Source organism: Pseudophaeobacter sp. TrK17, from assembly GCF_042192375.1.
GTDB lineage: Bacteria > Pseudomonadota > Alphaproteobacteria > Rhodobacterales > Rhodobacteraceae > Pseudophaeobacter.
Genome location: NZ_CP071700.1, coordinates 2,804,131 through 2,830,628 on the forward strand (window position 1 = coordinate 2,804,131; position 26,498 = coordinate 2,830,628).

General features: G+C 58.6%; 26 protein-coding genes. 9 read left to right on the forward strand and 17 right to left on the reverse strand.

Annotation, left to right across the window (positions count from 1 at the left end):
• Positions 1 to 96: 96 nt before the first annotated feature.
• A complete protein-coding gene (locus JZI28_RS13235; protein ID WP_375697897.1) occupies positions 97 to 489 on the reverse strand; it encodes a hypothetical protein in 393 nt (130 codons plus the stop codon).
• A gap of 244 nt (positions 490 to 733) precedes the next feature.
• Here JZI28_RS13235 and JZI28_RS13240 point away from each other — a divergent pair, with 244 nt between their 5' ends.
• Complete coding sequence (locus JZI28_RS13240; protein ID WP_158441640.1) at positions 734 to 874, forward strand: hypothetical protein; 141 nt, start codon at positions 734 to 736, stop codon at positions 872 to 874.
• 11 nt (positions 875 to 885) lie between these two features.
• Here JZI28_RS13240 and JZI28_RS13245 read toward each other — a convergent pair whose 3' ends face one another.
• Positions 886 to 2,232 (reverse strand): IS1380 family transposase, encoded by a 1,347-nt coding sequence (locus JZI28_RS13245; RefSeq protein ID WP_040176196.1) that lies wholly within the window; start codon positions 2,230 to 2,232, stop codon positions 886 to 888.
• Between the two features lie 348 nt (positions 2,233 to 2,580).
• Between JZI28_RS13245 and JZI28_RS13250 the strand changes: the two genes are divergently transcribed.
• Positions 2,581 to 3,668 (forward strand): IS3 family transposase gene (locus tag JZI28_RS13250; RefSeq protein WP_375697739.1). Its coding sequence is split into 2 segments (ribosomal slippage): positions 2,581 to 2,842 and positions 2,842 to 3,668, totalling 1,089 coding nucleotides; the frame shifts between segments, so codons are not numbered across the junction.
• On the opposite strand, the gene JZI28_RS13255 is transcribed toward JZI28_RS13250, so the two are convergent.
• On the reverse strand, positions 3,596 to 4,360 hold the full coding sequence (locus JZI28_RS13255; RefSeq protein ID WP_375697898.1) for a hypothetical protein: 765 nt from the start codon (positions 4,358 to 4,360) through the stop codon (positions 3,596 to 3,598). The genes JZI28_RS13250 and JZI28_RS13255 overlap by 73 nt on opposite strands.
• Before the next feature lie 250 nt (positions 4,361 to 4,610).
• On the opposite strand from JZI28_RS13255, the gene rimO reads away from it, so the two are divergent.
• Positions 4,611 to 6,014 carry a 30S ribosomal protein S12 methylthiotransferase RimO gene (gene rimO / locus JZI28_RS13260; RefSeq protein ID WP_295446918.1) on the forward strand — a complete coding sequence of 468 codons (1,404 nt, stop codon included), beginning with the start codon at positions 4,611 to 4,613 and terminating at the stop codon, positions 6,012 to 6,014.
• A 169-nt stretch (positions 6,015 to 6,183) separates the two neighbouring features.
• Positions 6,184 to 6,429 carry a CDGSH iron-sulfur domain-containing protein gene (locus tag JZI28_RS13265; RefSeq protein WP_375697899.1) on the forward strand — a complete coding sequence of 82 codons (246 nt, stop codon included), beginning with the start codon at positions 6,184 to 6,186 and terminating at the stop codon, positions 6,427 to 6,429.
• An 89-nt stretch (positions 6,430 to 6,518) separates the two neighbouring features.
• Here JZI28_RS13265 and JZI28_RS13270 read toward each other — a convergent pair whose 3' ends face one another.
• The 3 genes from JZI28_RS13270 to JZI28_RS13280 all read right to left on the reverse strand — a co-directional run bounded on the left by JZI28_RS13270 (position 6,519) and on the right by JZI28_RS13280 (position 7,609).
• Positions 6,519 to 6,824: a DUF6455 family protein gene (locus JZI28_RS13270; RefSeq protein ID WP_375697900.1), complete on the reverse strand. Its 306-nt coding sequence runs from the start codon at positions 6,822 to 6,824 to the stop codon at positions 6,519 to 6,521.
• 43 nt (positions 6,825 to 6,867) lie between these two features.
• Positions 6,868 to 7,146, reverse strand: coding sequence for a DUF6455 family protein (locus tag JZI28_RS13275; RefSeq protein ID WP_375697901.1), 279 nt, complete (start codon positions 7,144 to 7,146; stop codon positions 6,868 to 6,870).
• A 79-nt stretch (positions 7,147 to 7,225) separates the two neighbouring features.
• A complete protein-coding gene (locus JZI28_RS13280; protein WP_375697902.1) occupies positions 7,226 to 7,609 on the reverse strand; it encodes a YigZ family protein in 384 nt (127 codons plus the stop codon).
• 253 nt (positions 7,610 to 7,862) lie between these two features.
• On the opposite strand from JZI28_RS13280, the gene JZI28_RS13285 reads away from it, so the two are divergent.
• Positions 7,863 to 8,114: a hypothetical protein gene (locus JZI28_RS13285; RefSeq protein WP_353397234.1), complete on the forward strand. Its 252-nt coding sequence runs from the start codon at positions 7,863 to 7,865 to the stop codon at positions 8,112 to 8,114.
• Between the two features lie 151 nt (positions 8,115 to 8,265).
• Here JZI28_RS13285 and JZI28_RS13290 read toward each other — a convergent pair whose 3' ends face one another.
• Positions 8,266 to 8,547, reverse strand: coding sequence for a DUF167 domain-containing protein (locus tag JZI28_RS13290; protein ID WP_375697903.1), 282 nt, complete (start codon positions 8,545 to 8,547; stop codon positions 8,266 to 8,268).
• 152 nt (positions 8,548 to 8,699) lie between these two features.
• On the opposite strand from JZI28_RS13290, the gene JZI28_RS13295 reads away from it, so the two are divergent.
• Positions 8,700 to 9,278: a nitroreductase family protein gene (locus JZI28_RS13295; RefSeq protein WP_375700102.1), complete on the forward strand. Its 579-nt coding sequence runs from the start codon at positions 8,700 to 8,702 to the stop codon at positions 9,276 to 9,278.
• Positions 9,275 to 9,967, forward strand: coding sequence for an EI24 domain-containing protein (locus tag JZI28_RS13300; protein WP_295446930.1), 693 nt, complete (start codon positions 9,275 to 9,277; stop codon positions 9,965 to 9,967). The genes JZI28_RS13295 and JZI28_RS13300 overlap by 4 nt, the downstream gene beginning before the upstream one ends.
• A 374-nt stretch (positions 9,968 to 10,341) precedes the next feature.
• On the opposite strand, the gene JZI28_RS13305 is transcribed toward JZI28_RS13300, so the two are convergent.
• Both JZI28_RS13305 and mce read right to left on the reverse strand, forming a co-directional pair.
• Entirely contained in the window at positions 10,342 to 10,617 is a 276-nt protein-coding gene (locus JZI28_RS13305; RefSeq protein ID WP_295446932.1) for a DUF1467 family protein, read from the reverse strand.
• A gap of 60 nt (positions 10,618 to 10,677) precedes the next feature.
• Positions 10,678 to 11,082: a methylmalonyl-CoA epimerase gene (gene mce, locus JZI28_RS13310; protein WP_375697904.1), complete on the reverse strand. Its 405-nt coding sequence runs from the start codon at positions 11,080 to 11,082 to the stop codon at positions 10,678 to 10,680.
• Between the two features lie 234 nt (positions 11,083 to 11,316).
• Here mce and JZI28_RS13315 point away from each other — a divergent pair, with 234 nt between their 5' ends.
• A complete protein-coding gene (locus tag JZI28_RS13315; protein ID WP_375697905.1) occupies positions 11,317 to 12,036 on the forward strand; it encodes a response regulator in 720 nt (239 codons plus the stop codon).
• 244 nt (positions 12,037 to 12,280) lie between these two features.
• On the opposite strand, the gene JZI28_RS13320 is transcribed toward JZI28_RS13315, so the two are convergent.
• From JZI28_RS13320 to JZI28_RS13335, 4 genes are all read right to left on the reverse strand, one after another.
• On the reverse strand, positions 12,281 to 12,508 hold the full coding sequence (locus tag JZI28_RS13320; RefSeq protein WP_375697906.1) for a hypothetical protein: 228 nt from the start codon (positions 12,506 to 12,508) through the stop codon (positions 12,281 to 12,283).
• A 139-nt stretch (positions 12,509 to 12,647) separates the two neighbouring features.
• Positions 12,648 to 14,501, reverse strand: coding sequence for an aspartate--tRNA ligase (aspS, locus tag JZI28_RS13325; RefSeq protein WP_375697907.1), 1,854 nt, complete (start codon positions 14,499 to 14,501; stop codon positions 12,648 to 12,650).
• Between the two features lie 452 nt (positions 14,502 to 14,953).
• Positions 14,954 to 15,640 carry an aminotransferase class IV family protein gene (locus JZI28_RS13330; protein ID WP_375697908.1) on the reverse strand — a complete coding sequence of 229 codons (687 nt, stop codon included), beginning with the start codon at positions 15,638 to 15,640 and terminating at the stop codon, positions 14,954 to 14,956.
• The gene (locus tag JZI28_RS13335; protein ID WP_375697909.1) at positions 15,574 to 16,800 is read right to left on the reverse strand and encodes an aminodeoxychorismate synthase component I; all 1,227 of its coding nucleotides are present in this window, start codon (positions 16,798 to 16,800) and stop codon (positions 15,574 to 15,576) included. The genes JZI28_RS13330 and JZI28_RS13335 overlap by 67 nt, the downstream gene beginning before the upstream one ends.
• A gap of 243 nt (positions 16,801 to 17,043) precedes the next feature.
• On the opposite strand from JZI28_RS13335, the gene carB reads away from it, so the two are divergent.
• Positions 17,044 to 20,412, forward strand: a complete 3,369-nt coding sequence (carB, locus tag JZI28_RS13340; protein ID WP_375697910.1) for a carbamoyl-phosphate synthase large subunit — start codon at positions 17,044 to 17,046, stop codon at positions 20,410 to 20,412.
• A gap of 37 nt (positions 20,413 to 20,449) precedes the next feature.
• On the opposite strand, the gene JZI28_RS13345 is transcribed toward carB, so the two are convergent.
• From JZI28_RS13345 to JZI28_RS13360, 4 genes are all read right to left on the reverse strand, one after another.
• The gene (locus tag JZI28_RS13345; protein WP_375697911.1) at positions 20,450 to 20,959 is read right to left on the reverse strand and encodes a hypothetical protein; all 510 of its coding nucleotides are present in this window, start codon (positions 20,957 to 20,959) and stop codon (positions 20,450 to 20,452) included.
• 196 nt (positions 20,960 to 21,155) lie between these two features.
• On the reverse strand, positions 21,156 to 22,037 hold the full coding sequence (locus JZI28_RS13350) for a delta-class carbonic anhydrase (RefSeq protein ID WP_375697912.1): 882 nt from the start codon (positions 22,035 to 22,037) through the stop codon (positions 21,156 to 21,158).
• 333 nt (positions 22,038 to 22,370) lie between these two features.
• Positions 22,371 to 25,412, reverse strand: coding sequence for an efflux RND transporter permease subunit (locus JZI28_RS13355; RefSeq protein WP_375697913.1), 3,042 nt, complete (start codon positions 25,410 to 25,412; stop codon positions 22,371 to 22,373).
• Between the two features lie 10 nt (positions 25,413 to 25,422).
• On the reverse strand, positions 25,423 to 26,496 hold the full coding sequence (locus tag JZI28_RS13360; RefSeq protein ID WP_295446956.1) for an efflux RND transporter periplasmic adaptor subunit: 1,074 nt from the start codon (positions 26,494 to 26,496) through the stop codon (positions 25,423 to 25,425).
• Positions 26,497 to 26,498: the final 2 nt, after the last annotated feature.

Here is a 26,498-nt window from a genome sequence, read left to right on the forward strand (position 1 = left end):
TTTTCCCCTGGCTTTAGGGGCTTGCCACCAGCTTAGCCGCTCCACCCTTGGGCGCAATGCTAGACTGAGCCAAACCCGCGCTCCCAAAGGCCGCTCTTAGCGCAGCCGGAACCGCTGTCGCAGCCCAAGACCCAGGAAAAACAACAGCGGCAGGCTGGCAACGGTTTGGAACCCGGCAAGGAGTTTCAAAACTGGCGGCAAAGACGCCATGAACTCCGCCCCAAAGAAGACCCGCCCAAAGCCAAACAACGGAAACAGGTTGGAAAAGCTCAATCCCATCGCCGATCCCATCGGAGCTGAAACCTCCTCTAGCGGCGCAGGCACACAACAGCCCATGAGATAGCCCCAGAAGGCGACAAAGCCAAAGGCCCAGAGCCCGGCCAGCCAAAGCGCAGGCCGCGCCATGGAATACCCATAGTCGGAGAACAGCCCAAAGAGCAGATATGGCAAGCGCTGCCAGATCGAACCAATCTGACCAGCAAAGTACATCTCACGCCGAAAGAAGAAGTGTTCGTCCTCAGGTCTACCTTGTTTGGCGAGGATGTGGCGGATACTGGCACAAGTTTCGCGAGCGACATTATGATCTTGCGTTGTTCTGATCGGCCAATAGAAATGACCATAAGATTGAATTAGATCTCCACCCTCAATTTCGTTTACTCTGACATTCCCCAAGTGGAACGTCCTCCCGCCCACCTTGCCGCTGTTCTGCGCTCCTATCAAGCCTCTTGGACCCATGGTGCCGTTGTTCGGGCATCTGACGCGCGAACTGAGCACGATTTCCGGTCTCGGGGGCGAGGTTGATCCGGATATTGGTCTGACCGACCCCCGTATGGATAGACCGGTTGAGCCGCTTTTGTTCAGGTTTTATGATTAACGATGTTGTCATTAGGGAACCGGCGGTGCGCGCAGCCGATGTATGGCCGCAAGGATGCGGTTGAACAGATCGCCGCTGACAGCCACCTCGGCCAGTTGGAAGGTGATTGCACGGGCGTGACGCACAACCCTCGCACCAATCTTGATCAATCGCGTCTGCAGGCTTGTCAGTGACCAGTCGGCTATCTCATCAGGTAGATCAGTGCCCTGTAGGAAGGCACCGATATTGTAAGCCAGTGCATGGAGTTGCAGCCGCACCTCGTTCTGCGCCATGCCTTTGCAGGACAAACGGGTCCAGTTGATCGCCTGCTTGCCTTCCTTGATGTATTGCTCGGCGGTGCCGCGTTGGTTGTAGAAGCGGATGATCCAGTCGGGTTCCATCGGCATGTTGGTGACCACGAAGCCCACGCGCGGGAACAACTCGCTGGGATGCCATTCCACCTTGGCGATGACACGACGAGGTTTGTCCCAAGATGCCGCCTGATATTGGAAGTCGCCGTAGATGCGCTTCACGCCTTTTGGCGGACGACCCACAGGGCGCTTGAGCAGATGCGCAATCTTGCCCTGAAGAACGCGATTGGCCCGAAGGCGGATGGCGTAGAAATAGTTTTCCAGTTCCAGAGTTTTGTATAGCTCCGGGATGGCGAACGCAGCATCCCCCCGGAAGAACCGCATCAGGTGACGATCCGCATATCGCGCGATGACGGGCTTCAGAACCTCTTCCCACCCATCTGCGCTGTGAACATTGCCGGGGCGCAGGGCGCAGCGTTCCAAATGGCCAAACTGGTTGAAGACGAACAGCGGGTGATAGCACATGCAGCCGAAATGCCCGTTCCAAGCGGTGCCTTCTTGCGCGCCGTGGGTGGGACTGACTGAACTGTCCATGTCGAGCGTGATCCACTTGGGCGGTTTGCGATTGTGAACCCGGTCGATCCAGTGTCCTGATAAATCCGCCAGCACAGTGCGATTGTCGGTTGCCGCCAACACCTCGGTCTCGAACCGTCCCATCTGGCTCGCAGACGCGGCCTTGGCCTCAACGGCACGCCCTCCAACGACCTGCCGCATCACCGGATCAAGCGATAAACGGTCCGCGTCATTAACATCATCATATCCGGCCAGCCGCCCAAAGACCGACTGGCGCAACAAGCCGACCAGTGAGTGCAGGCGATTGTGGCCAGTTCGCGTGTCTCTCAGAAATCCGCCCGCAATGTCGTGCAGGCCGAGCACTTCATCCAATTCCCTGAACAACAGTAATCCACCGTCCGAGCTGATCTTGGAACCATGAAACTCCAGCCGGACCCGGCGGTCAAAACTGAGCCGCCCATCACCCGTTTCGCGTGCACCCTCTGGGTGATCCATAATCCACCACCTTCAGCCAAATTAACATACTGAAATATAACACATTAGTGGCCGTTGGAGGCGCGAAAACGTCAAGTTACTTGGGAAATGCGGGTTACTCTCAAACGCGCTGTGAAATCTGTTTTGTCATGCAAAAGCGCCCCTGAAAAAACGGGGTACTGATCGAAGAATATAGCGCCACGAAACGAAGTAGAGTTTTCGAAATAGGCACCCTCAAAATTCACCTCGCAAGTCTCATTTACCAAGCCTAAAAAACACACTTTGGTAAAGCTAACTCGGTAATCCCCCCTAAAAATAGTGGTGTTCCAAAGTAGAATTTTCTCGGCAAGATATCTGAGGAGATTTATGATGAAGAATGGACGATTTAGCGACGCGCAAATCATGGCAGTGTTGAAGCAGGCGGAGGGCGGTGTGCCGGTCTCTGAGCTTTGCCGCGAGCACGGAATGAGCAGCGCGAGTTTTTACAAATGGCGGGCCAAGTTTGGCGGCATGGACGCGTCCTTGATTTCCGAGATGAAGGATATGGCGGAAGAGAACCGTCGTCTGAAGCGCATGTATGCCGAGATGAGCATGCAAAACGACCTGCTGAAAGAAGCGCTTGGAAAAAAGCGTTAAGGCCGTCTCATCGGCGAGAGATGGCCATGAATGCAGTTGCGCAATATGGGGTCAGCATAGCTCTGGCCTGCCGTGCGTTCGAGATCAGCGAGACCTGCTATAGATACAGCCCTGTGCTGAGCGATGACAACGAAGAGATCGCAGATTGGCTTGAACGCTTGACGGCTAACAAGCGGACCTGGGGCTTCGGCCTGTGCTTTTTGTATCTGCGCAACGTGCAGGGCTATGGCTGGAACCATAAACGTGTCTACCGGGTCTACTGTGAGCTGGCGTTGAACCTGCGTATCAAGCCGAAGAAACGCTTGAAGCGGGACAAGCCGGAACCACTGGCTGTGCCTGAAAGACCAAATGAAACTTGGTCCATGGACTTCATGGCGGATCAGCTGGCGGATGGCCGGTCGATCAGGGCATTAAACGTCTTGGATGACTTCAATCGCGAAGGACTGGCTATTGAGGTCGACTTCTCGCTGCCTGCTGAACGTGTCGTGCGTGCGCTGAACCAGATCATTGAGTGGCGCGGAAAGCCCCAAGCTATTCGTGTGGACAACGGCCCAGAATACGTCAGCGGGAAGCTCATGGAATGGGCTGAGAAACGCAATGTGCGGCTCGAATATATCCAGCCCGGTAAGCCCCAACAGAATGCCTATATCGAGCGCTACAACCGCACCGTTCGTGGCGAATGGCTGGGGCAATACATCTTCGAAACCATCGAGGAGGCACAGGACCAGGCAACACAATGGCTCTGGACTTACAACAACGAGCGACCCAACATGGGCATCGGCGGCATGACACCCGCCATGAAACTGAAAACGGCTGCGTGAATTCTACGGCTGGACCCAATTAAAAATGGGGGGATTACCACTCGATCTAGGAACCGAGAACCGTAGAATGAGACATCGGAGTAAAAAATGCTAAGATCAAAATGCGCGCGCGCCCTAAAATTGCATAGATGAAAACCACAGTTCTTCGAGACTGAAACATTTTCAAACCCAAAATCACCTGTAATATTGACTTCTTCAAAAGACACCCCACCGCAAAATTTGCTATCTCCAAAGCAAACCCCCTCTCCGAATCTTGAAAAATCAAAGCATGCAGAATCTTCAAAAAAAACACCTTGAGAAAGAACACTTTTTTGAAAAACCGCCCCTGTTGAATCCAACCCCTTACGAAAGATAGATCCTGAAACATCGATACGTTGAGACAGATAGAATCTTGATAGATTCAAACGATCTTCAAAAACAACATTACTCAGGTCAACCACTTGGTCTCGATCAGGCAAAGGCTTCGGATGCCCAAAAGGCTCTTCATTTGGCAGCCGCGCATTGTACCGCCTCGATAGCTCTTGTTTCCAAAGATTACCGTTGACTTCACTTTTTCCGTAAAGGTAATTCCACGCCTTTCTATTACGCTCATGATCGTCCCCATAAAGCGTCATCAACACGTACCAGGGATTCTCATTGGCGGGCTTCAGTTCGGGGCTCGGCGCGTCCTGTGCTTCACTCTCATCTCGCATCTGTAGCTCTCGTTCTCAAAATCGCTTTCCCTCAAACTATGAGGTTCCGCTGCTGCGGTACACCTTGCAAGTGAGGGCAGCACTTGATCTTGGGGAGGCGAGTGACGCCTTCCCAGGAGGAAGGTCAGGCGCTGCCCGGCCTATCAACCGGGCGGTGGGCTCTTGGCACCTGCCCCGTGCCAGGGGGAGTTGCGCGCCTCGCATCGCCGTTTTTCTTGCCTACCGCCGCATTCCTGTTATATGCGCGATCATGACCAGCAATCCGCCAGACCTTCGCCCCGACCTCGCCCCCAAAGCCCTGATGGGGGACAGCCCCCGTGCCGGCCAGCCAACGCTTGGCATGGTCTCGCTTGGCTGCCCCAAGGCGCTGGTGGACAGTGAACGCATCCTCACCCGGCTGCGGGCCGAGGGCTATGGCATCTCCCCCGATTACGCCGGGGCTGACGCGGTGATCGTCAACACCTGCGGATTTCTGGACAGTGCCAAGGCCGAAAGCCTGGAGGCCATCGGCGAAGCGCTGAAGGAAAACGGCAAGGTCATCGTCACCGGCTGCCTGGGGGCTGAGCCGGACTACATTCGCGAACATCACCCGCGTATTCTGGCCGTCACCGGCCCGCATCAGTATGAGCAAGTGCTGGACGCCGTCCATGCCGCCGTACCGGCTGATCCCAATCCCTTTATTGATCTGCTGCCAGCCACCGGCGTGCAGCTGACCCCGCGCCATTTCAGCTATCTGAAGATCTCGGAAGGCTGCAATCACAAGTGCAAGTTCTGCATCATCCCCGATATGCGCGGCAAGCTGGCCTCAAGGCCCGCCCATGCGGTGCTGCGCGAGGCCGACAAGCTGGTCAAGGCCGGGGTGCGTGAGCTGTTGGTGATCAGCCAGGATACCTCGGCCTATGGGCTGGATCGCAAATATGATGTGAACCCCTGGAACGGCGAAGATCTGCGCAGCCATATCCTGGATCTGTCGCGCGAGCTGGGCAAGCTGGCCCCGGCGGATGAGCTGTGGATCCGGCTGCACTATGTCTATCCCTATCCCCATGTGCGTGATCTCATCCCGCTGATGGCAGACCCGGACAACGCCCTGCTGCCCTATTTGGACATCCCCTTTCAGCATTCGCACCCGGATGTGCTGAAACGCATGGCGCGCCCTGCTCATACCGCCAAAACCCTGACCGAGATTGCCGCCTGGCGCGCGATCTGCCCCGATATCACCCTGCGCTCGACCTTTATTGTCGGCTACCCCGGCGAGACCGAAGCAGAGTTCCAGCACCTGCTGGATTGGATGGAGGAGGCGCAGCTGGACCGGGTGGGCTGCTTTAAGTATGAAAACGTCGATGGCGCGCGCTCCAACGCCCTGCCCGATCATGTTGATGAAGACGTCAAGCAAGAGCGCTGGGAGCGCTTTATGGAAAAGGCGCAGGCCATTTCCGAGGCCAAGCTACAGGCCAAGGTCGGCCAAACCATGCAGGTGATTGTGGACGACATTGACGAAGACGGCATTGCCACCTGCCGCACCAAATCGGATGCGCCAGAGATCGACGGCAACCTGTTTATCGACGCGGGCACCGAAGATCTATCTGTCGGTGATCTGGTGACGGTCGAGGTCGACGAAGCCGGCGATTACGATCTGTGGGGGACACTCGGCTAAGCCCCCACCAGCCGCTGTTTCGCTGCATTTTTCCCACCACCGGAGGCAAAAGCGCCTCCCGTGGTGGGTTTAGGTCAGCCGCGCACCTGCTTTGCCTGGGCTTCTCTATTCAAACGCTGCTAAGCTCCCCATACCAGCCAGAGTATTCAGCCAGAGAGAGACCCAAGCCATGACGGATGAAATCCCCGAGATCGCCCAGAAAAATCCTTTTGTTGTCGAGGTCAGCGAAGGGAAAAGTTATTTCTGGTGCTCCTGCGGCAAATCGCAAAAGCAGCCGTTTTGCGATGGCAGCCATAAGGGCGGCACCTTTGCACCAGTGAAATACACTGCGCAAAAGACCGGAAAACTGTTCTTTTGCGGCTGTAAACACTCAGCCAAACAGCCGCTGTGTGATGGCAGTCACTCCGGGCTCTAGGGCCAGACCTCCCGTATGGCCCTAGAGCACCACGCGGGAGCTTTGCTTGAACGGTGGATGCACGCTCCCGGCGGCTGAGGGGGCACGTGTTAGTTACAGTCTGCCCGCAGGCGCAGTAGGCGCGCTGCATTGCAGCAATAGACCGGGGGCTCAACCGATCCCTCCGGCCTCTCTGCCCCGGCCTGCCTGTCCTGCTCGTGCTGCCTGTCCTGCCGGTCCAGTAAGCGTTTGCAGCTTTCTGGCGCATCGCAGCCGCGACAGGAGGTGATCATCTCCGCCCAGTCCTCAGCACTGATTTTGCCTGTCGCAAAAGCCTCGGCCAGATCCGCGCCAAGATGTTTGCCCATCCGGGCCATCAGCTGCAAGTGCAGCATCGCGTCCCCAAGTGGGTGCATGAGAAAGCTCCTTTCGTTTGCGAACTATGGCGCCGCCGCTGAATTAGACGCCACCTTCCTTCAGATAGCCCAACAAATCCCGGTTGCGGCAATAGTCCGGCGCGTCAACCAGTGCCGGATCTGCCGCGCCGCCCTCCAGCTGAGCCAGCCGCGCCGAACACTGCCGCGGGTGTGCACATCGACTACAGCGCAACACTGCTTCGGAAATTTCATCAAACGCCAAATGGCCTGCGATGGCCTGTTCCTGCAGATCCAGTCCCAGGGCCTGGCTCATGCGGTCAAACAGGGCTGCATGTGTCTTGAGGGTAGATTGCGCGCGCACAGAGGATCTCCTGCCAATGATGATGGGCAAAAGCTATGAAAGCAGAGGGGCGCCTGCCTTGATGCAAATCAACGCCGGGTCAGTCCGCGTGTTGATCCAGATAGGCCCGCACCGCATCCTGAACCCGGCGAAACCGGTCGCCGCCCAGCTTTTTGCCACCATACCAGCGCGTTACGATAATGACATGGTCCCGCAAACCCTCGCGTTCCAGCATCCGTAAAATCACCATACCCGCGCCACTTTCGCCGTCATCCGCCTTTAGCCCCCCTGTCGGCAGCAGCGCCGCCCAGGTGTTATGCGTGGCCTTGGCATAGCTGCGATCCCGTTTCAGACTTGCCAGCACCTGATCCACCTCTGCCCGCGAGGTGACCCTGGCCCCACTCACGGCGTAGCGCGACCCACGGTCCGTCAACACGACACCAAGCTGTGTCAGGGGAATGGACGACATATCGGAAGAGGTCATCGTGGCAAGGATCCGTTGGTCAAAGGCAAGAGCTCCCCCTTCATATCGGGCAATTCAGCTCTGCGCCAGCGGCAGCAGGACAGCGGTATAGCACCAGAAAGCGCGTTGTTATTCTGCCTTTCCCCATGCGGGCGCTACAGGACAATAGGAACAAATACGATCCGAGTTCCGGCGGGAGCTGCAGTGGTCCACCAGGACTGTTTTGCCGCCCCAGCGCTTGCAAACCGCCACTGATGAGGGCAGTCTGACCTATATGTTTAGCATCGAACATGATTTTGACTGCACCACGGTGACCCTTGTCGACGAAGGGGACCAACCGCTGTTGGAGGATCTCACGCTGCATGCCTTTGCCGAATGCGTGACCATCGAACAATTGGATACACGCACCGATCAGGTGCAGAAAATTACCCTCTCCTATACACAGGTTCGCGATCTCGCTGCGGCTCTGGATCTGCCCGAAGGCGTCTATCGGCTGGTGCCGGACGAGGCAAAAGGCCCCGCCTAAAACCGTAGCGCCAGACTCCCTGTCGCGCCCAGGGCTAGGCTAGACGAGGCAGAGCTGATCCTGGAGACCTCGCAGTCAGGTTTCCTAACTGTCAGGTGGCTGACCTTTCTCAGGGGCAATCAGTTAGCGGCCAGCCCTCTCAAGACAGATCTCAGCCGCGGCCTGTGTAGACAAAGACCTTGTTGCGCGATGTCGCCCCCTGGTGCAGCTCCAGGTTTGAGCTGGCCACTCCCATGGCTTTGGCCAGCAGGCTGCGCACAGCCTCGGTCGCCTTGCCATTTTCGGGCACACAGGTAACTGTCACCTTTAATCCGGTCTCAGACTGTATAATGCTATTGGCCGCCGCTTTTGGCGTTACTTTCACCACAATCTTTGCGCCGGTGATGGCCAGATCGGAAAGGTCTGGCAGGTTTTTTCTCTTTGGCTTGCCCATGTTGCCCCTGATGCCTGCTGATCCTGCCATTGACCACAGAAAAATCCACCAATAGCCCCTGAAACCCAGGCTCTGCCCCTTGAATTGTGACCTCCGGGTGTTGAGATTAGCCCCATTGATGTAAAAAGGCTTTACATATGACCACAAATTCTCTGACCCAGGCCAATGACGCAGCGCTGGACTTCCTCTTGTCGCGCCGCTCACGCCCCGCCAAAACGCTGGTTGCTCCGGCCCCCACCCGCGCAGAGCTCATGCCGCTGCTCACCGCAGCAGCCCGCAGCCCAGACCATGGCAAGCTTGAACCCTGGAGGTTTGTGGTCATCGAGAAAGCTACCATGGCGCGATTGGCGGCGCTGACCGTGCAGGCGGGCATCCGATTGGGTAAATCTGAGGAAGATATCTCCAAGGCGCGCAGCCAGTTCGACCTGGGCCAATTGGCCGTAGTGGTTGTCGAGGTGCAAAAAGAAAGCGCAAAAATTCCCGCGATCGAGCAGAGTTACAGCGCCGGGGCGGTCTGCCTTGCGCTGCTCAATGCTGCGCTGGCCTCTGGTTGGGGAGCCAACTGGTTGTCGGGCTGGGCCAGCCATGACCGTCAGTTCTGCCAACAGGCCTTTGCCCTTGAGAACAATGAACGCGTGGCCGGGATCATACATATCGCCACCCAGAAAACCGTGCCACCGGAGCGCCCGCGCCCAAACCTTTCAGACCTGACAACCTGGATTCCGGAATGATTTTTGACGCCTTTTTCAAAACCCTGAACCAGATTACAGATCCGCGCTTTTTGCGGGTGTTCTTTCTTGGCATCGGCTTGACGCTGGCGCTGTTGATTGGCGCCACGGTTGGCTTTCTGGCTCTGGTTCAATGGCTCACCTCGGCCTCGGTCACCCTGCCGCTGATTGGGGAGGTCACATGGCTCGACGATCTGTTCTCCGCCGGGTCCGTTGTGTTGATGATGATCCTGTCAATTTTTCTGATGGTGCCGGTCGCCTCGGCCATAACATCGATGTTTCTGGATGAGGTGGCACAGGCTGTTGAAGACAAGCACTTCCCCCATCTGCCACAGGTCGCGCCCGTGCCACTGTGGTCGGCGATAAAGGACACTGTGAATTTTCTGGGCGTCTTGATCGGTGCCAATATTCTGGCGCTGATACTCTATGCGCTCTTTCCCCCGGCGGCGCCCTTTATCTTTTGGGCGTTGAATGGCTATCTCCTGGGGCGTGAATATTTCACCCTCGCCGCCAGCCGCCGCATCGGCCCGGTCGAAGCCAGGAAACTATGCCGTAAACATACGGGCACCATCTGGATGGCGGGTATTTTAATGGCGATGCCCCTGTCTATCCCGCTGCTGAACCTGGTGATCCCAATCCTGGGCGCTGCCACCTACACGCATTTGTTTCATGCCCTCTGGCGCCAGGGCTAACCAGAGCGCCGCAGCATTTTATCCCTGCCTATTTTATCTATCAAAGGCAAATACTTAACCCCCGACCAGCTCTCCCGCGCCCGCAGTTGCGTCGGCTTCGCCGCCCCCCTTTTGCGGCCTTGGGCCCGGCAGCGCACCAAAGGTGCGCTGCCGGGCCCAACGGGAGGCCGTGCCTTTTGTAAAAAGGCCAACGACGGGCGGGAGCCCCCCGCGCTACTAATATCCATGCAACAGCACAGGCTGATCTCATAAGGCCAAACTCACCAGACCAAACTCACCAGGCGGGCCTCAGCGTGCACCCCACTTGGCCTAGACCAGATGATCTAGAAACGGGTCTGTCGGGAAAATGTCAGGCCAGCCCCAGGGCCAGGACCCTAGGAGCGGTCCGGCAACCGATCGAACCAGTCGAAATCATTGACGCTGATCACCCCGGACAGAATGATTCCCGCAATCACCACCCACAACAGACAGGTAACCCCAGTTGTGATCAGCGCCTTTTGCTTCAGGTAGTGGTTCTCTGGCGCGCCAGCATGGGTTCCGGGTTCAATACTACCCTTTTCGCCCTGTGTCTCGATACGGATCGGGATGATGACCAGAAAGGTCATGAACCAGATCACCGCAAACAGAACCAACCCAGATGTAATGGCCATGTATGTCTCTTTCTCAAAAGCAACGGGCTGCGCCAGCTGCGCAGCCGCTGCAGTTTAACCTCAAACCTGCTCGAGTTCCACCAGGCAACCGTTGAAGTCTTTTGGATGGAGGAACAGGACTGGCTTGCCATGTGCCCCGATCTTTGGCTCACCGCTGCCCAGAACCCGAGCGCCCTCGGCTTGCAGATGGTCGCGCGCGGCCAGAATATCATCTACCTCATAGCAGATATGATGGATGCCACCGGCCGGGTTCTTTTCCAGGAAGCCATTGATCGGAGAGTTCTCCCCCAGCGGGTAGAGCAGCTCGATCTTGGTATTTGGCAATTCGATAAATACTACCGTTACCCCGTGATCCGGCTCATCCTGCGGCGCGCCAACCTTGGCGCCCAGCGTGCTGCGGTACTGGACCGATGCGGCCTCAAGGTCGGGAACGGCAATGGCTACGTGGTTCAGGCGCCCAATCATGATCTGCTTCTCCTTGGTAAAACTTCTGTTGCAGCCTTATGCTCAATTGCAGCAATCCGGCGCAAGTGCGCCAATGCGCCCAGACCAGCAGATCACCAAAACTTCGCCGCCCCGCGCTTCCCCTGCTGCCCTCCGTCAAGACACCGCCGCCTCAAACGCAGCTCACGCGGCTGTTAACTTTGAATTAGCCTCGAATTCATAGCGTCGGTTTGTATTCGGTAAGGAGTATGAGTAATGGACGATTCGGAACTGTTTGCAGCCGCCCAAAGACTACCAAGCGCCCGCCGCCCGTTGTTGGGCCTGACCATTCTGGTCATCGAAGACAGCCGCTTTGCCTGCGAGGCCCTGCGCCTTTTGTGCCTGCGAAGTGGCGCCCGTATTCGACGCGCGGACAGCCTGAAATCTGCACGCCGCCATTTGCAGGTCTATCGCCCCTCGGTGGTCATTGCGGATGTTGGTCTGCCGGATGGATCCGGGCTCGACCTGATCAAAGAAATGAATGCAGCCCGCCCAAGGGTGCGGATCATTCTGGCCATTTCAGGCGATGAAAACGTCCAAGAAGAGACCCTTGCCGCCGGTGCTGACGGCTTTCTTGCCAAGCCGATTACCTCTTTGGCTGCCTTTCAGAACGCCATTCTGTCGCGTCTTCCAGACGACCGCCAACCCAGTGGCCCGCGCCAGATCAACGATGAGACGGTTGAGCCGGATCCAATTGCCTTCCTCGATGATATGGCCCATGCGGCAGATGTGCTGAACGATACTCAGGAAGAAAAATCCCTGGACTATGTGGCCCAATTTGTCGGCGGCGTGGCCCGCAGTGCCGGAGACACCCCCCTTGCCAAGGCGGCGGAAAACCTGGCTCGTGCCCGGTCCGAAGGCCGTCCCGTCGCCAGCGACGCAGCGGTGATTGCTGGGCTGGTGCAAGAACGTCTGGAACGAAGGATTGCCATCTGATCATGTTCGAAGTTTTTTCGACAACGGCCGCCACGCTGGCAATTGTGCTCTATTTTCAAGCTCGCCATTGTGCGCGGATCATTCGCCGCAACCGTGCCAACGCCCCGGAACCTCTGCGATCCATGCAGATCGACCCGGTGAGCCCTCGCAATAGGTGATGGTGGACAACAGCCCCCAAGGCGGCTGCCCAATTGAGTTTCGGCAGTGCTTGCGACAGTGCCCGCGTGACAGCTGCGGCGCGGCTTTATCTAAAAAAACCGGGGTCCTGCGCCATCTGCATTCCTGGAAAACCCTCGATTTCAAGGCCGCTTAGCCCGGTTCCTGTGATCCCACGCATGATCCAGGCACAGACCTCACGAACGTCTCCCGTCACCATCAGATCGCGGCGATTATACAGCGCCGTTTCCTCCAGCCCTGGCCAGCGCCCATAGACACGCCCACCCCGAATGGCGCCACCGGTGCCGTGATCCACCTCACCAGTTCCATTTTCGCGCAGGCACCTCGCAGACTTGCAGGACAGGCGGCAAAAGGCAGGTAGATAGGGAAGAGCAAAAAAAGCCCCCCGAAAGCGGCGCTATCGGAGGGCGGGGTCAAAACTATTTCAGTGCGGCTTACTGGTCTTGTGGGATCACCCGCAGGCCGAGTTCCATCAGCTGCTCCGACATCGGCTCGGAGGGGGCCGACATCATCAGGTCTTCGGCGCGCTGGTTCATCGGGAACATGATGACCTCGCGGATGTTGGCCTCATCCGCCAGCAGCATCACCATCCGGTCGATACCCGCCGCGCAGCCACCGTGGGGCGGAGCGCCATACTGGAAGGCGTTGACCATGCCGCCAAAGCGTTTTTCGACCTCGTCCTTGCCATAGCCGGCAATTTCGAAGGCCTTAAACATGATCTCGGGGCGGTGGTTTCGGATTGCGCCCGAGACCAGCTCGTAGCCGTTGCAGGCCAGATCGTATTGATAGCCCAGCACCTCAAGCGGGTTGCCGTCCAGCGCCTCCATACCGCCCTGGGGCATCGAGAAGGGGTTGTGCTCAAAGTCGATCTTGCCGGTTTCCTCGTCAGCCTCGTAGATCGGGAAGTCCACGACCCAGGCAAAGGCAAAGCGGTCTTTGTCCGTGAGGCCCAGTTCTTCGCCGATGACGTTACGGGCACGTCCTGCAACGCCTTCAAAGGCTTTGGGTTTGCCGCCAAGGAAAAAGGCAGCATCGCCCACGTCCAGGCCCAGCTGCTGGCGGATCGCCTCGGTGCGCTCGGGGCCGATGTTCTTGGCCAGGGGGCCTGCGGCCTCGTTGCCCAGGGTGATCTCGCCGGATTTGACCAGGGCGTTGACCTCTTTGACGGTGATGCCGCGTTCCTGGGCAATGCTGTCGGGCGACTGTTTGCGCCAGAAGATATAGCCCATGCCGGGCAGACCTTCTTTTTGCGCAAAGGCGTTCATCCGGTCGCAGAACTTACGGCTGCCGCCTGTGGGGGCTGGGATGGCGCGCACTTCGGTGCCGTCCTGCTCCAGCAGTTTGGCAAAGATGGCAAAGCCGGACCCGGCAAAATGCTCTGAGACCACCTGCATCTTGATCGGGTTGCGCAGGTCGGGCTTGTCCGAGCCATACCACAGCGCTGCGTCGCGGTAGGAGATCTGCGGCCAGTCTGTGTCGACCTTACGACCGCCGCCGAACTCCTCAAAGACGCCCTGCATCACCGGCTGGATGGTGTCAAAGACATCCTGCTGGGTGACAAAGGACATCTCCAGGTCGAGCTGGTAAAAATCGGTGGGCGAGCGGTCCGCGCGCGGATCTTCGTCGCGGAAACAGGGGGCGATCTGGAAATATTTGTCAAAGCCCGAGACCATCATCAGCTGTTTGAACTGCTGTGGCGCCTGCGGCAGCGCGTAGAACTTTCCCGGGTGCAGACGCGAGGGCACCAGGAAATCACGGGCACCTTCAGGAGAGGACGCGGTAATGATCGGAGTTTGGTACTCATTAAAGCCCTTGTCCCACATGCGTTTGCGGATGGATTGCACCATGTTGGAGCGCAACAGCATGTTCTGCTGCATCTTTTCGCGACGCAGGTCGAGGTAGCGATAGCGCAGGCGGGTTTCTTCCGGGTATTCCTGCTCGCCAAAGACCATCAGCGGCAGCTCTTCGGCTTTGCCGAGGATCTCGATATCGCGGATAAAGACCTCGATCTCACCGGTGGGCAGCTTGTCGTTGACCAGGCTCTCGTCGCGGGCCAGAACGTTGCCGTCGATGCGGATACACCACTCAGAGCGCACCTTTTCGATCTCGGCAAAAACCGGGCTGTCAGGATCCGCCATCACCTGGGTAATGCCATAGTGGTCGCGCAGGTCGATGAACAGCAATCCGCCATGATCGCGGACACGATGGACCCAGCCGGAAAGGCGAACAGTGTCGCCGACGTTGGATTTGTTCAGTTCGGCGCAGGTATGGCTGCGATAGGCGTGCATGGCGTGACCTTTCGGTATGCGGGTCTAGTCGTGGGGCGGGCCGTCATTCGGAGTATGTGCATTGGCACGCTGAATTCGGCGCAGAATTCGTCTGGGCCGATACACAGGGTTGTGTCGCTGTTGTCAAGCAATGTGCGACGTTTTCCCCCTATTGAGCGCACAGATTGATGGTCCTGAGCAAGCGTCGATGGGATCCCCTTTGCAAGGTAGCGCTCCCGCAGCCCCTGAAACCCTGCCGCCAAGGCGGCACCGCTGTCGGGCTTTGGGCCCGGCGCCGCGCCTGGGGCGCGGCGCTGTTGGCGCCTTACAGTTTTGTTTCGTTCCAATGCCACTGGCGATCACAGAGCAACCGCAGCGCGCCGCAGGCGCGCTGCCACCCCCAAGCGCAGGCCTGGTCCGGCGCCAGCCGGGCATGGCCTGCGCGCGGGAGCTCCCCCTTTTTTTGTGAACACTTAGGCCAGCAGGTCTGGTGACCGTTGGTAGGCTGCCGGAATCTCGCCACGCAGGGAATTGCCCAAGGTAACCGCCTGGGCCTGGCGCAGATCACCCAGGGTGACCACCTGTTCGACGACCTGCCCCCTGTGCAGCAAGTCCTGGCGCAACACCCCAGGCAGCACCCCCGAAGACAGCGGTGGGGTCACGCGCCTGCCAGAGCGTAGAGTTACAAAGAGGTTAGTTATCGTGCCTTCACATATGTCGCCGCGCTCATTCAAAAACACCAGCTCATCAAGCCCGCGTGGCATCTCTTGCCGCACCCGATCATAGAGCTCGCGACGGGTGGTTTTATGGCGCAGAAACACATCATCCGACCGGAGTGTACTGGCAGCAATGGCAAATCGCCACTGTGCGGGGCTAGGGGGCATCGCTGCGCACTCCAGGGCCAAACTACCATCCATCGCCAGTGTCAGACGACAGCGCAGCGCCGTTCTATGATCCGCCAGCGCTGCGATCTGTTGCTCGGCCCGCTGCCGGTCAAAGCCGATAGAAAACGCCCGCGCCGAGGCCGCCATACGCGCCAGATGCAGGTTTTGGCGGATTGCCCCCTGCCCCGGATAATGGCCAAAGGTCTCGATCAGGCGGAAACTGGCATCTTCTTTGAGGGCTGCGAGGACATCAGCTGGGCAAAACGCGCTTTCCATAGGGCTTCCTCATATTCCGACTGGGCGGTACTGTCCCAGACCACACCGCCGCCGACATTCAATCTGGCCTGTCCCTCCTCAACCATCAGCGTGCGAATGCCGACGTTAAAGCTGCTCGCCCCATCCGGAGCCATCCAGCCGATGCTGCCACAATAGATGTCGCGCGCCCAGGGCTCCAGCTCTGACAGGATCTCCATCGCGCGGATTTTGGGTGCCCCGGTGATCGAACCGCAGGGAAACAGCGCCTGCAGGATCTGTCCCAGCCCCACACCGGGGCGCAACTGCGCCTGCACCGTCGAGACCATCTGATGCACGGTGGCGTAGCTCTCTACCGCAAAGAGTTCGGGTACAGTGACCGAGCCCAGTTTGGCAATGCGTGAGATATCATTGCGCAACAGATCCACGATCATCAGATTTTCGGCGCGGTTCTTTTCGTCCTGTCGCAAAAAATCCCGCGCCTTTTGATCCGCAACCGGATCGGCGCTGCGCGGCTGGGTGCCTTTCATAGGCCGTGTCTCAATCCGCCCCTCGGCATCGGTGCGGAAAAACAGCTCGGGGGAGCGCGACAGCAGATCTGGCAAGCCCTCCTGCAGCACCAGGGCACCATGGTTCACCTGCTGGCGTGCCGCCAAAGCCGCATACAGATCTTCCGAGCTGCCCCAGACCTCTGCATCTATCGGGAAGGTCAGATTGGCCTGATAGATATCTCCGGCCCCGATGGCCGCCTTCACCACGGCAAAGGCCTCGGCGTAGGTGGCAAAACTCCAGCGGGACCGCAGCTCTCCCAGACTACGCAAGCCCCCCAGGCCAGCCAATTCCCGGCGCGCGGGGGCCTCTGGCTGGTGTTTCGCGCGCGAAACAACCTGCGGCTGCGTATAGACACCAAAACACAGCAGTGGCAGGCGACGGTTCGCGGGCATCCGCTGCGCCAGGCTGGGCTCCAGCGCATAGCCTAGCTCATAGGTGGCGTAGCCTGCCAGCCAATGCCCCTGCTGCTGCACCGCGTCCAGGGCGGCCAGTGCTGCTGGCACCTGCTGGGAAGAATCAGCGCGGATCACCCGCAGGGGATTGCAAAACTGCACCCCCTGCCCCCGGCGTTTCCCCCGTGGATTCCCCAGGTGTTTCCACTGATCTGGTCCCTGATCAAAACGGATCTGCACAGATCACCTCTCAAATTTCGGTTATTTCTCTTGCCTCCGCATATATCCGTTCGCTATGCGAACAAAAGCCATAAAAGCGGCAATTCGAAGCGCGTGTCCGATCCCTCTTGCACCTTTTTGCGCTACCCCTATAACGCAGGACAATTTGGGCGCTTGGGGCTGCCCGACTCGCCTAACGATCTCTGACCGACCTGAGCACACCGCTTGGGCCTGCCGCTCGCACATAACGAAGGAAGCTTACCCATGCCAAAAAGAACCGACATCCAGTCGATCATGATCATTGGTGCGGGGCCCATCATCATTGGGCAGGCCTGCGAATTCGACTATTCCGGCGCCCAGGCCTGTAAGGCCCTCAAGGAAGAGGGCTACCGAGTTATCCTGGTGAACTCGAACCCCGCCACCATCATGACCGACCCCGGTCTGGCGGATGCCACCTATATCGAACCCATCACCCCCGAGGTGGTCGCCAAGATTATCGAGAAAGAGCGCCCCGACGCGCTGCTGCCCACCATGGGCGGACAAACCGGCCTCAACACCTCGCTGGCGCTGGAAGAAATGGGCGTGCTGGAAGAATTTGGCGTCGAAATGATCGGCGCCACCCGCGAAGCCATCGAGATGGCCGAGGATCGCAAACTGTTCCGCGATGCCATGGACCGTTTGGGCATTGAAAATCCCCGCGCCACCATCGTCACCGCGCCAAAGCTGGAAGACGGCAAAGCCGACCTGAATGAGGGCGTACGTATCGCCTTGGAAACGCTCGAAGATATCGGCTTGCCCGCGATCATCCGCCCCGCCTTTACCATGGGCGGCACTGGCGGTGGCGTTGCCTATAACCGGGAAGACTACGAACACTTCTGCCGCACCGGCATGGATGCCTCGCCGGTCAATCAGATCCTGGTCGACGAGAGCCTGCTGGGCTGGAAAGAATTTGAGATGGAGGTGGTCCGCGACAAGGCGGATAACGCCATCATCGTCTGCGCCATTGAAAACATCGACCCCATGGGCGTGCACACCGGGGATTCGATCACCGTGGCCCCGGCGCTGACGCTGACGGACAAAGAATACCAGATCATGCGGACCCATTCGATCAACGTGCTGCGTGAGATCGGCGTCGAAACTGGCGGCTCCAACGTGCAATGGGCGGTGAACCCTGCCGATGGCCGCATGGTGGTCATTGAGATGAACCCACGGGTGTCGCGCTCCTCGGCGCTGGCCTCCAAGGCCACCGGCTTCCCGATTGCCAAGATCGCCGCCAAGCTGGCGGTCGGCTACACCCTGGACGAGCTGGACAACGACATCACCAAGGTCACACCGGCCTCGTTTGAGCCCTCGATCGACTATGTCGTCACCAAGATCCCGAAATTCGCCTTTGAGAAATTCCCCGGCTCCGAGCCCTATCTGACCACCGCGATGAAATCCGTCGGTGAGGCCATGTCTATTGGCCGCACCATCCACGAATCGATGCAAAAGGCGCTGGCCTCAATGGAATCGGGTCTCACCGGCTTTGATGAGGTTGAAATCCCCGGCCTGACCATTGGCACCTGGGACATCGCCACCGACAGTGCTACCGACAAGGCCGCAGTGATCAAGGCGATCAGCCAGCAAACCCCGGACCGGCTGCGCACCATCGCCCAGGCGATGCGCCATGGGCTGACAAATGACGAGATCCACAGCGTCACCAAATTCGACCCCTGGTTCCTCGACCGTATCCGCGAAATCATTGACGCCGAAGCAGAGGTCCGCAGCAACGGCCTGCCCGCAGGTGAGAAAGCTCTGCGTCACCTCAAAATGCTTGGCTTTACCGATGCCCGCCTAGCCAATCTGACCGAAGCTTCGGAAAAATCCGTGCGCGATGCGCGGGTGGCCCAGGGCGTCACTGCTGTGTTCAAACGCATCGACACCTGCGCCGCCGAGTTCGAGGCCCAGACCCCCTATATGTATTCCACCTACGAGGCCCCGATGATGGGCGAGGTGGAATGTGAGGCGCGGCCTTCGGATCGCAAAAAGGTCGTCATTCTGGGCGGTGGTCCCAACCGGATCGGTCAGGGCATCGAGTTTGACTACTGCTGCTGCCACGCCTGCTATGCGCTGACGGATGCGGGCTATGAAACCATCATGGTCAACTGCAACCCTGAAACAGTGTCGACCGACTATGACACCTCGGACCGTTTGTATTTTGAACCGCTGACCTTTGAACATGTGATGGAAATCCTGCGGGTTGAGCAGGAAAACGGCACCCTGCACGGGGTCATCGTCCAGTTTGGCGGTCAGACGCCGCTGAAACTGGCCAATGCGCTGCAGGACGAGGGCATTCCGATCCTGGGCACCACCCCAGACGCCATCGACCTGGCGGAAGACCGCGAGCGCTTCCAGGAGCTGGTCAACAACCTCGGCCTCAAGCAGCCCCATAACGGCATTGCCTCGACCGATGCGCAAGCGCTGGAAATCGCAGAAGAAATCGGCTTCCCGCTGGTCATTCGCCCCTCGTATGTTTTGGGGGGCCGGGCGATGGAAATCGTCCGCGACATGGATCAGCTGCGCCGCTACATCGCCGAAGCCGTGGTGGTGTCCGGTGACAGCCCGGTGCTGTTGGACAGCTACCTGTCTGGTGCGGTGGAACTGGATGTAGACGCGATCTGCGACGGCACTGACGTGCATGTGGCAGGCATCATGCAACACATTGAAGAGGCCGGGGTGCATTCGGGCGACAGTGCCTGCTCGCTGCCGCCCTACTCCCTGTCCAAGGACGTGATCGAAGAGATCAAGACCCAGACCTATGCGCTGGCCAAGGCGCTGAATGTTGTCGGCCTGATGAACATCCAGTTTGCCATCAAGGACGGTGAGATCTTCCTGATCGAGGTCAACCCCCGCGCCAGCCGTACCGTGCCCTTTGTGGCCAAGGCGACGGACAGCGCCATTGCCTCCATCGCGGCCCGCGTCATGGCAGGTGAAAAGCTCACCGCCTTCCCGCACCGTGGCCCCTACAAGCCCGATGCCGGCTATGATGTGGACACCCCAATGGCGGATCCGATGACCCTGGCCGATCCCGATATGCCCTGGTTCTCGGTCAAAGAGGCGGTGCTGCCCTTTGCCCGCTTCCCCGGCGTTGACACTCTGTTGGGGCCAGAAATGCGCTCGACGGGTGAAGTCATGGGCTGGGACCGCGATTTCCCGCGGGCCTTCCTCAAGGCGCAGATGGGGGCCGGCATGGTGCTGCCAAGCGAGGGCCGTGCCTTTATCTCGATCAAGGACGCCGACAAGGGCGCGCCAATGCTGGAAGCGGCCACTGTGCTGATCGAGCAAGGCTTTACCCTGATGGCCACTGGTGGCACCCACAAATGGCTGGACGGTCACGGCGTCGCCTGTGAGCTGGTCAACAAAGTCTATGAAGGCCGCCCCCATGTGGTGGACCTGCTGAAAGACGGCCATGTGCAGCTGTTGATGAACACCACCGAAGGCGCCCAGGCTGTGGAAGACAGCAAGGAAATGCGTTCAGTCGCGCTGTATGACAAGATCCCCTACTTCACCACCGCTGCCGCCTCGAATGCGGCTGCGCTGGCGATCAAAGCCCAGGCCGAAGGCGATGTGGAAGTGAAGAGCCTACAGGGCTAGGTGACGCGTTTTCAAAGCAGAAAATTCAAACCCCGGTTCATTGAGCCGGGGTTTCGTTTTTTGGCTGGTCCCAATCCTGGCCTTCAAAGCTTTGTGTAAATCGCGCGCCGTTAAGTGTATGCGTACAGCAGGGGCACCAGGGCTTCATCTGGTCCACCGTCAATTCGGGATCGACCAGCGCGAGGCGATTATCCTCATCGACAAACAGGCCGCTGAAATAGGTGCTTTCCCCCGTGCGCACGTAGCGTTCGCCATCCTCTGGCTGCAGCGCAACCATCCTGAAAATGGGGTCTTCCGTGTCAAGCCGCGCCACCGCTTCGCTATAGACATCATCCCAGTCCTGCCCCACCTTTGACAGCAAGAACCTATACAGCGGCGTGTAGTCCAACCCGTGGCGGTGTTTCTTATGCATCGACCCGCGCGAGGAGGCATTTCTCTTGGTCTCCTTGGTGTTGCGCTCCCAGCGGGACTTTCCACCATCACCATGCTCAACCCGGTGAGTTTTGGTGTTCACCCGCCGAAACAGTGGTTTTTTCTCTGGCCTCATGGGGGAGCTCCTGCGTCCATCAGTCTTACAGGCCAAGATACTAACCTCGCTGCACAAAGAAACAACGCCCGCCGGTTTTACCTTGGTCAGACGCATGTTTGCTTTGGTCAGACGCGTGTTTGCCTTGGTCAGACCCGTGTTTGCCTTGGTCAGACCCAATGGCCGGATCTGACTGGGGCGCGGATCAGTCTGGGGGCTAGTGCTCGATCACAGACAGCAGGTCACGGTTGATCACCAGATTGCGCACCCCATGGGCATGGTCTTCGTCAAACCTGTTGTAGGACAGCCATTTGGCAACGGACTGGATGCTGACCTTGGCAACCTTGGGCCGCACGCCCCAGGTCACTTGAAAGGGCGAGCCCTTTTCATTGTAGCCGGGACCGGTTGTTGAGCCGGAATACTCCACCACCCGACCGGTATCTGTGGGAATATTGATGGCCTGGGTCAGGCCGTTTTGCTTTTGCAGCCGGGTGAGTTTGGTGAAATCCAGCGCGGTTTCGTCGTTGACCAGCACATAGACCTGGGCCTCGACCCGCAGTTGTGGGTTCTTGATCGCATCGCTGAGACAGGACCCAAGGGTCGGGCCTGGATCAACCCGCGCCGTGGTGTGGACATAGTGCACCTCAATGGTGTCTCCGGGCACCAGGCTGCCATGTTCGGTGACGCCGACGTCCTGCTCCAGCGGCATGAGTTCAGCCTGGCTCAGCGTGCCTGAGTATTTGTAGCCACTGCCATAGCCATGCCCGTCCCCATTGCCGGCATATGTGGTGAACTCCCCCCCCCGATGTTCCGCATTCTCATGGAAGTGGATGTTGCACAGGTTCATCTCTGTGTAGGGAGGGGCCGCTTCAAACTCCACGCGGTTGGTCCCGGCCGGGCTGTCGATATCACGCGGGGACTGGGGGCCAAAACCTGCAAAAAGCGTGTTTTCCAACAGATGTGCGCGCTGTGTTTCCACAACTGCGTTCGGCACCTCTTCCGCCTCCGCGCCATGCCCGTCAGACGCGGCCAACGCCCCTCCGCTCCAAGCCGCCATCGTGACGAGTGTCGCGGAAATCAAAGATGTCGTTTTGTGCATAGCGCGTCCCCTGACCGGATACTGAGGCTTATGACGTAAATAGCCTGCCCGCCAGTATATCCCTAGGCTCTTAAATTTTCGTATTATTGCCAGTTTCTTGGATTATTTTATGCACCTGCCTCAGCAACTCTCTGTATCGCAGACTGAGCTGCTCCCCGTCCGTTGGACAGGATCTGGCGCAGATTATGCCACTCTTTTCACCTGCTGATCAGGCTGGGGTTCCACTGATCCGCCTTACCTTGGCTCAGCTCTTTCACACTGGTCCTGACCCGAAAAAGGCCCCGATCTACGGGGCCTTTTGTTTTTTTGATCAATATTCTCAGGCCTTTATTCTCAGGCCTTTGCCAATCTGCGCTTTTCGTCGCGGGCAAAGAATATCAGGTAGAACACCGGCGCCGCCACCAGGGTCAGCACGGTGGCAAAGGCCAAGCCGCCCATGATCGTCACCGCCATGGAGACAAAGAAGGCGTCCCACAGCAGCGGGATCATCCCCAGAATGGTGGTGACCGCCGCCAGCATCACCGGCCGCAGACGCGACACCGAGGCTTCGACAATGGCCTCGCGCAGCGGTTTGCCCTCTTCGCGCACCAGGTCGATTTCCTCGACCAGGACGATACCGTTCTTGATCAACATGCCGGACAGGCTGAGCAGCCCCAGAAGTGCGGTGAAGGTAAAGGGCAGTCCGGTCCCCAACAGCCCCATGGCCACGCCGTTGACCGACATCGGCACCAAGAGCCAGATGATGATCGGCTGGCGAATGGCATTGAACAAAAACACCGAGATCATCACCATGATCAGCGCCGTCACCGGCAGCTGCTTGCCCAGGCTCTTGTTGGCGTCGCCCGAGCTTTCATGGTCGCCGCCCCATTCCATGGTGTAGCCCGGCGGCAGCTGCATCTCCTCGATGGTGGACTGGATCTCGGAAAAGACCGACGCCGCAGTCAGATCCACAGGGATATCAGCCCCGACCGTGAGGGTTGGAACCCGGTCGCGGCGGTGCAGCAGGGTATCCTCCAGCTCCAGATCCACCCCGTCGATCATCTGCTCCATCGGCAGAAACTTTTGGGCGGTAGTGGAATAGACCACCTGGTCCATGAAGTTGTAGGTGTCCCCCTGGTGACGGCGGATCACGATCGGGATCAGCCGGTCCTGCTCGCGAAACACGCCCGCCTGCAACCCATCGGTCGAAAACAACAGCGTATCGGCAATATCTTCGCGGGCAATGCCTGCGGTCTGTGCCCGGTCGGTGGCATAGCGCGGCGTCAGGACAAACTCGCGCTCCCGCCAGTTCTGCCGGGTGTTGAGAATATTGGGCGAGGCTGCCTCGAGGCGACGCATGGCCTCTTCTCCCAGCTGCCGCAGCACAGTTGAGTCGGGACCGGAAAAGCGCACCTGGATCGGATCACCGCCACCGGGTCCAAAGACCAGACGTTTGGTACGGAATTCGCCCTCCGGCAAATGTGCCTGCCCAAAAGCTTCGAGATCGGCCTGAAGGGGGGGAATTGCTGCAATATCCGCCGTGCGAATGATCAAGTGGCCATAGCTCGGGTTTGGTTTTTGCGCATTATAGGTCAACAAAAAGCGCGAGGCACCCTGACCGATATAGGTTGAGAAATCCACCACGTCGTCACGGTTGGACAGCCAGTCCTCAACAATCTTCAAATGGGCTGAGGTCGTCTCGATCTTGCTGCCCTGTGGCAGCTTGTAGTGCACAAAGAACAAAGGCGTATTGGAGTTCGGAAAGAACTGCTGTTTGACGGTGCCAAAGGCTGCAAAACAGACAACCGTCAGGCCGATGAGCCCGGCCACCACCAGCCAGCGCAGCTTGAGCGAGATCCGCAGTAAGCCGCCATAGGCGCGAAACAGCAGCCCACCATAGGCATCGGCGCCCCCCTCTTTCCCCTGTTTGAAGAAGTAATGACCCAGGATCGGCGTCGCCGTCAGGGCCAGAACCCAGCTCAGCAGCAGCGAAATGGCAATCACCGCAAACAGCGAGAACAGGAATTCACCAGCCGAATCCGGGCTGAGCCCGATGCCGGCAAAGGCCATGATGCCAATCACCGTCGCCCCCAATAGCGGGATCTGGGTCTTGGCTGCGGCATCATGCGCCGCATCGCGTGAATTGCGCCCGCGCTGCATGGATATTTGCATACCTTCCGCAACAACAATGGCGTTATCCACCAGCATCCCCATAGCAATGATCAGTGCGCCCAGGGAAATCCGTTCCATTTCAATGGAAAACAGGTTCATGAACAAAAGCGTGCCAACAACCGTCAACAACAGCGTGGCGCCAACGACCACAGCCGCCCGCCAGCCCATGAACAGGGCCAGAACCGCTACAACAATTGCAACCGAGGTCGCCAGGTTGACCAAAAAGTCATTGGAGGCCTGATCCACCACCAGGTGCTGCTGGTAAATCGGCAAAAGCGCCACGCCAAAGGGAATTTGTGTATCCAGCTCTGCCAGACGCGCATCGACCCGGTTGCCCACCTCAACGATGTTTTCGCTGGCCAGACCCGCGATCCCAAGCGTGAAGGCTTCGACGCCGTTAAAGCGGATCATCAGGTCGGGGTTACTGGTTCGCCCCCGGTAAACCTTTGCCATGTCGACAACATTGATCACCTCCCCCTGGGCGCCAATAGACAGACCCGCAATCTCGGACACGGTATCCGAGCCTTCCGGGGCGCTGATGCGGTTTTCGGCGGCGTCACCGTCCAGATACCCACCGGATCGCACCGTATTGGAGGTGGCAATAGAGTTGGCAATGGCCGCAATCGAGATATTCTGATTGACCGAAATCGCCATGTCAGGCTCAACAAAAACCGCCTCATCCGGCAGGCCTGAGATCTCGACATCGGCGACACCGTCCACCGCCAGCAGCTCACGACGCAGGAAGGTAGCGAGCTCGTGGCGTTCCGCATCGGTGTAGCCTTCGGCGGTGACCGCATAAAACAGGCCAAACACATCGCCAAAGCTGTCGTTGACATAGGGCTGCGACACCCCATCCGGTAGCCCTCGCGCGGCATCGCGGATCTTGGCGCGCAGATCGGTCCAGATGGCGGGCAACTCGGTGCCATCATAGGTGTCTTGCATCTCCACTTCGATCAACGAGTTGCCGGGGCGGTTGATCGAGGTGATGGTTTTGACTTCCCCCATTTTCTGAATGGCGGATTCCAGCGGCTCGGTGACTTCGCGCGCCACCTGTTCGGCGCTGGCCCCGGGGTAGTGGGTAACCACCACCGCCTGTTTGATAGTAAAGGCCGGGTCTTCCAGCCGTCCGAGGTTCAAAAACCCCCAGATGCCGCCCAGCAAGGCCACCAGCATGATGATCCAGGTGTAAAGCGGCCGGTCAATTGAGGCGCGTGCGATATCCATGTTCTTAGCCTCAGTTCGTAAAGCCGCTGAACCGGCGGACCTTTTGTCCGTCGATCAGGGCACTGCCACCGGTAGAGACAATTTCCTCCCCACCTTGCAGACCGGAAGAAATGGCAAAATCGCCATGTTGGGTTGCCACCAGCTCAACCTTGACCCAAGTCACCTCGCCGGTCTCGCCGCCTTTGGGGGTAAAGACCATAACGCCGGTGTCGCCTTCCGGTGTGGTCACAATCGCGGTGGAAGGCACCAGAATTCCCTGTTCACCGGTATCAACCTTGACCCGCACCGAGGCAGAGGCCCCCGGCAGGATCTGGCGGCCCTCGGGGGGCTGCATGCTAAAGGTCACCCGAAACGTCTGGCCAATATTGCTGGCCTCCGCAGTGAATTCGAGGATCTGAAGCGGAAAGCTTTCGTCGCTGCCGGGAAAGATGGCGATGGTTTCAACATTGTCACCGCGATCGGCGCGCTGAAACAGCACCTCCGGCACATCCACTTCGATATGCAGCTCTGACATGTCGTGCAGGCGCACAATTGGCGCCCCCGCCGCAACGGTGGTGAAATTCTCCACTTCGCGGGTAGAGACCAAGGCCTCAAACGGGGCGTTCAAGGTGGCATGGCGCAGTTCATATTCCGCATTGCGCAGGGCCACCTGCGCCAGCCCAGCCTGGGTTTGGGCATCTTCAATCGAGACCGCACTCACGGTGCCTTTCAACTGCTCCAGACGGCTGACGGTTCTGTCCGCCTGCTCTTTTTGCAGCCGCGCCTGTTCAAGGTTCAGTTCAAAAGGTTCCAGATCCAATTCAGCGATCAGCTGCCCCTGGGGCACAATGTAGCCTTCGGCAACCGGAAAGCGCATCACCTGTCCGGGCACCTGAAAGGCCAGATCAACCGTCTGTTTGGCCGCCACCTGGCCAAAGAACTGCCGTTCCAGCAAGCGGGTGCCAGATTGCGTTGTCATCAGTTTCACCGGCTTGAGCACCTCTTCCGCCTGCACAGCTGCGGGCGCAGTGATCCCAGCCACCAGCAACGCTGGACCGGCCAATACCGGCATCAGAGCCACGGCTATCTTTTGCAATAGGGGCATGT

Bases quoted from the DNA above. Each gene is read 5' to 3' on its own strand.
- JZI28_RS13280 (WP_375697902.1), bottom strand. From the start codon at position 7,609: ATGACCTCTTCCGATATGTCGTCCATTCCCCTGACACAGCTTGGTGTC.
- JZI28_RS13360 (WP_295446956.1), bottom strand. From the start codon at position 26,496: ATGCCCCTATTGCAAAAGATAGCCGTGGCTCTGATGCCGGTATTGGCC.
- JZI28_RS13300 (WP_295446930.1), top strand. From the start codon at position 9,275: ATGATTTTTGACGCCTTTTTCAAAACCCTGAACCAGATTACAGATCCG.
- aspS (WP_375697907.1), bottom strand. From the start codon at position 14,501: ATGCACGCCTATCGCAGCCATACCTGCGCCGAACTGAACAAATCCAAC.
- JZI28_RS13270 (WP_375697900.1), bottom strand. From the start codon at position 6,824: ATGCACCCACTTGGGGACGCGATGCTGCACTTGCAGCTGATGGCCCGG.
- JZI28_RS13330 (WP_375697908.1), bottom strand. From the start codon at position 15,640: ATGGAAAGCGCGTTTTGCCCAGCTGATGTCCTCGCAGCCCTCAAAGAA.
- mce (WP_375697904.1), bottom strand. From the start codon at position 11,082: ATGATTGGGCGCCTGAACCACGTAGCCATTGCCGTTCCCGACCTTGAG.
- JZI28_RS13285 (WP_353397234.1), top strand. From the start codon at position 7,863: ATGTTTAGCATCGAACATGATTTTGACTGCACCACGGTGACCCTTGTC.
- JZI28_RS13255 (WP_375697898.1), bottom strand. From the start codon at position 4,360: ATGCGAGATGAGAGTGAAGCACAGGACGCGCCGAGCCCCGAACTGAAG.
- rimO (WP_295446918.1), top strand. From the start codon at position 4,611: ATGACCAGCAATCCGCCAGACCTTCGCCCCGACCTCGCCCCCAAAGCC.
- JZI28_RS13265 (WP_375697899.1), top strand. From the start codon at position 6,184: ATGACGGATGAAATCCCCGAGATCGCCCAGAAAAATCCTTTTGTTGTC.
- JZI28_RS13240 (WP_158441640.1), top strand. From the start codon at position 734: ATGGTGCCGTTGTTCGGGCATCTGACGCGCGAACTGAGCACGATTTCC.
- JZI28_RS13290 (WP_375697903.1), bottom strand. From the start codon at position 8,547: ATGGGCAAGCCAAAGAGAAAAAACCTGCCAGACCTTTCCGATCTGGCC.
- JZI28_RS13245 (WP_040176196.1), bottom strand. From the start codon at position 2,232: ATGGATCACCCAGAGGGTGCACGCGAAACGGGTGATGGGCGGCTCAGT.
- JZI28_RS13350 (WP_375697912.1), bottom strand. From the start codon at position 22,037: ATGCACAAAACGACATCTTTGATTTCCGCGACACTCGTCACGATGGCG.
- carB (WP_375697910.1), top strand. From the start codon at position 17,044: ATGCCAAAAAGAACCGACATCCAGTCGATCATGATCATTGGTGCGGGG.
- JZI28_RS13315 (WP_375697905.1), top strand. From the start codon at position 11,317: ATGGACGATTCGGAACTGTTTGCAGCCGCCCAAAGACTACCAAGCGCC.
- JZI28_RS13235 (WP_375697897.1), bottom strand. From the start codon at position 489: ATGTACTTTGCTGGTCAGATTGGTTCGATCTGGCAGCGCTTGCCATAT.
- JZI28_RS13345 (WP_375697911.1), bottom strand. From the start codon at position 20,959: ATGAGGCCAGAGAAAAAACCACTGTTTCGGCGGGTGAACACCAAAACT.
- JZI28_RS13355 (WP_375697913.1), bottom strand. From the start codon at position 25,412: ATGGATATCGCACGCGCCTCAATTGACCGGCCGCTTTACACCTGGATC.
- JZI28_RS13305 (WP_295446932.1), bottom strand. From the start codon at position 10,617: ATGGCCATTACATCTGGGTTGGTTCTGTTTGCGGTGATCTGGTTCATG.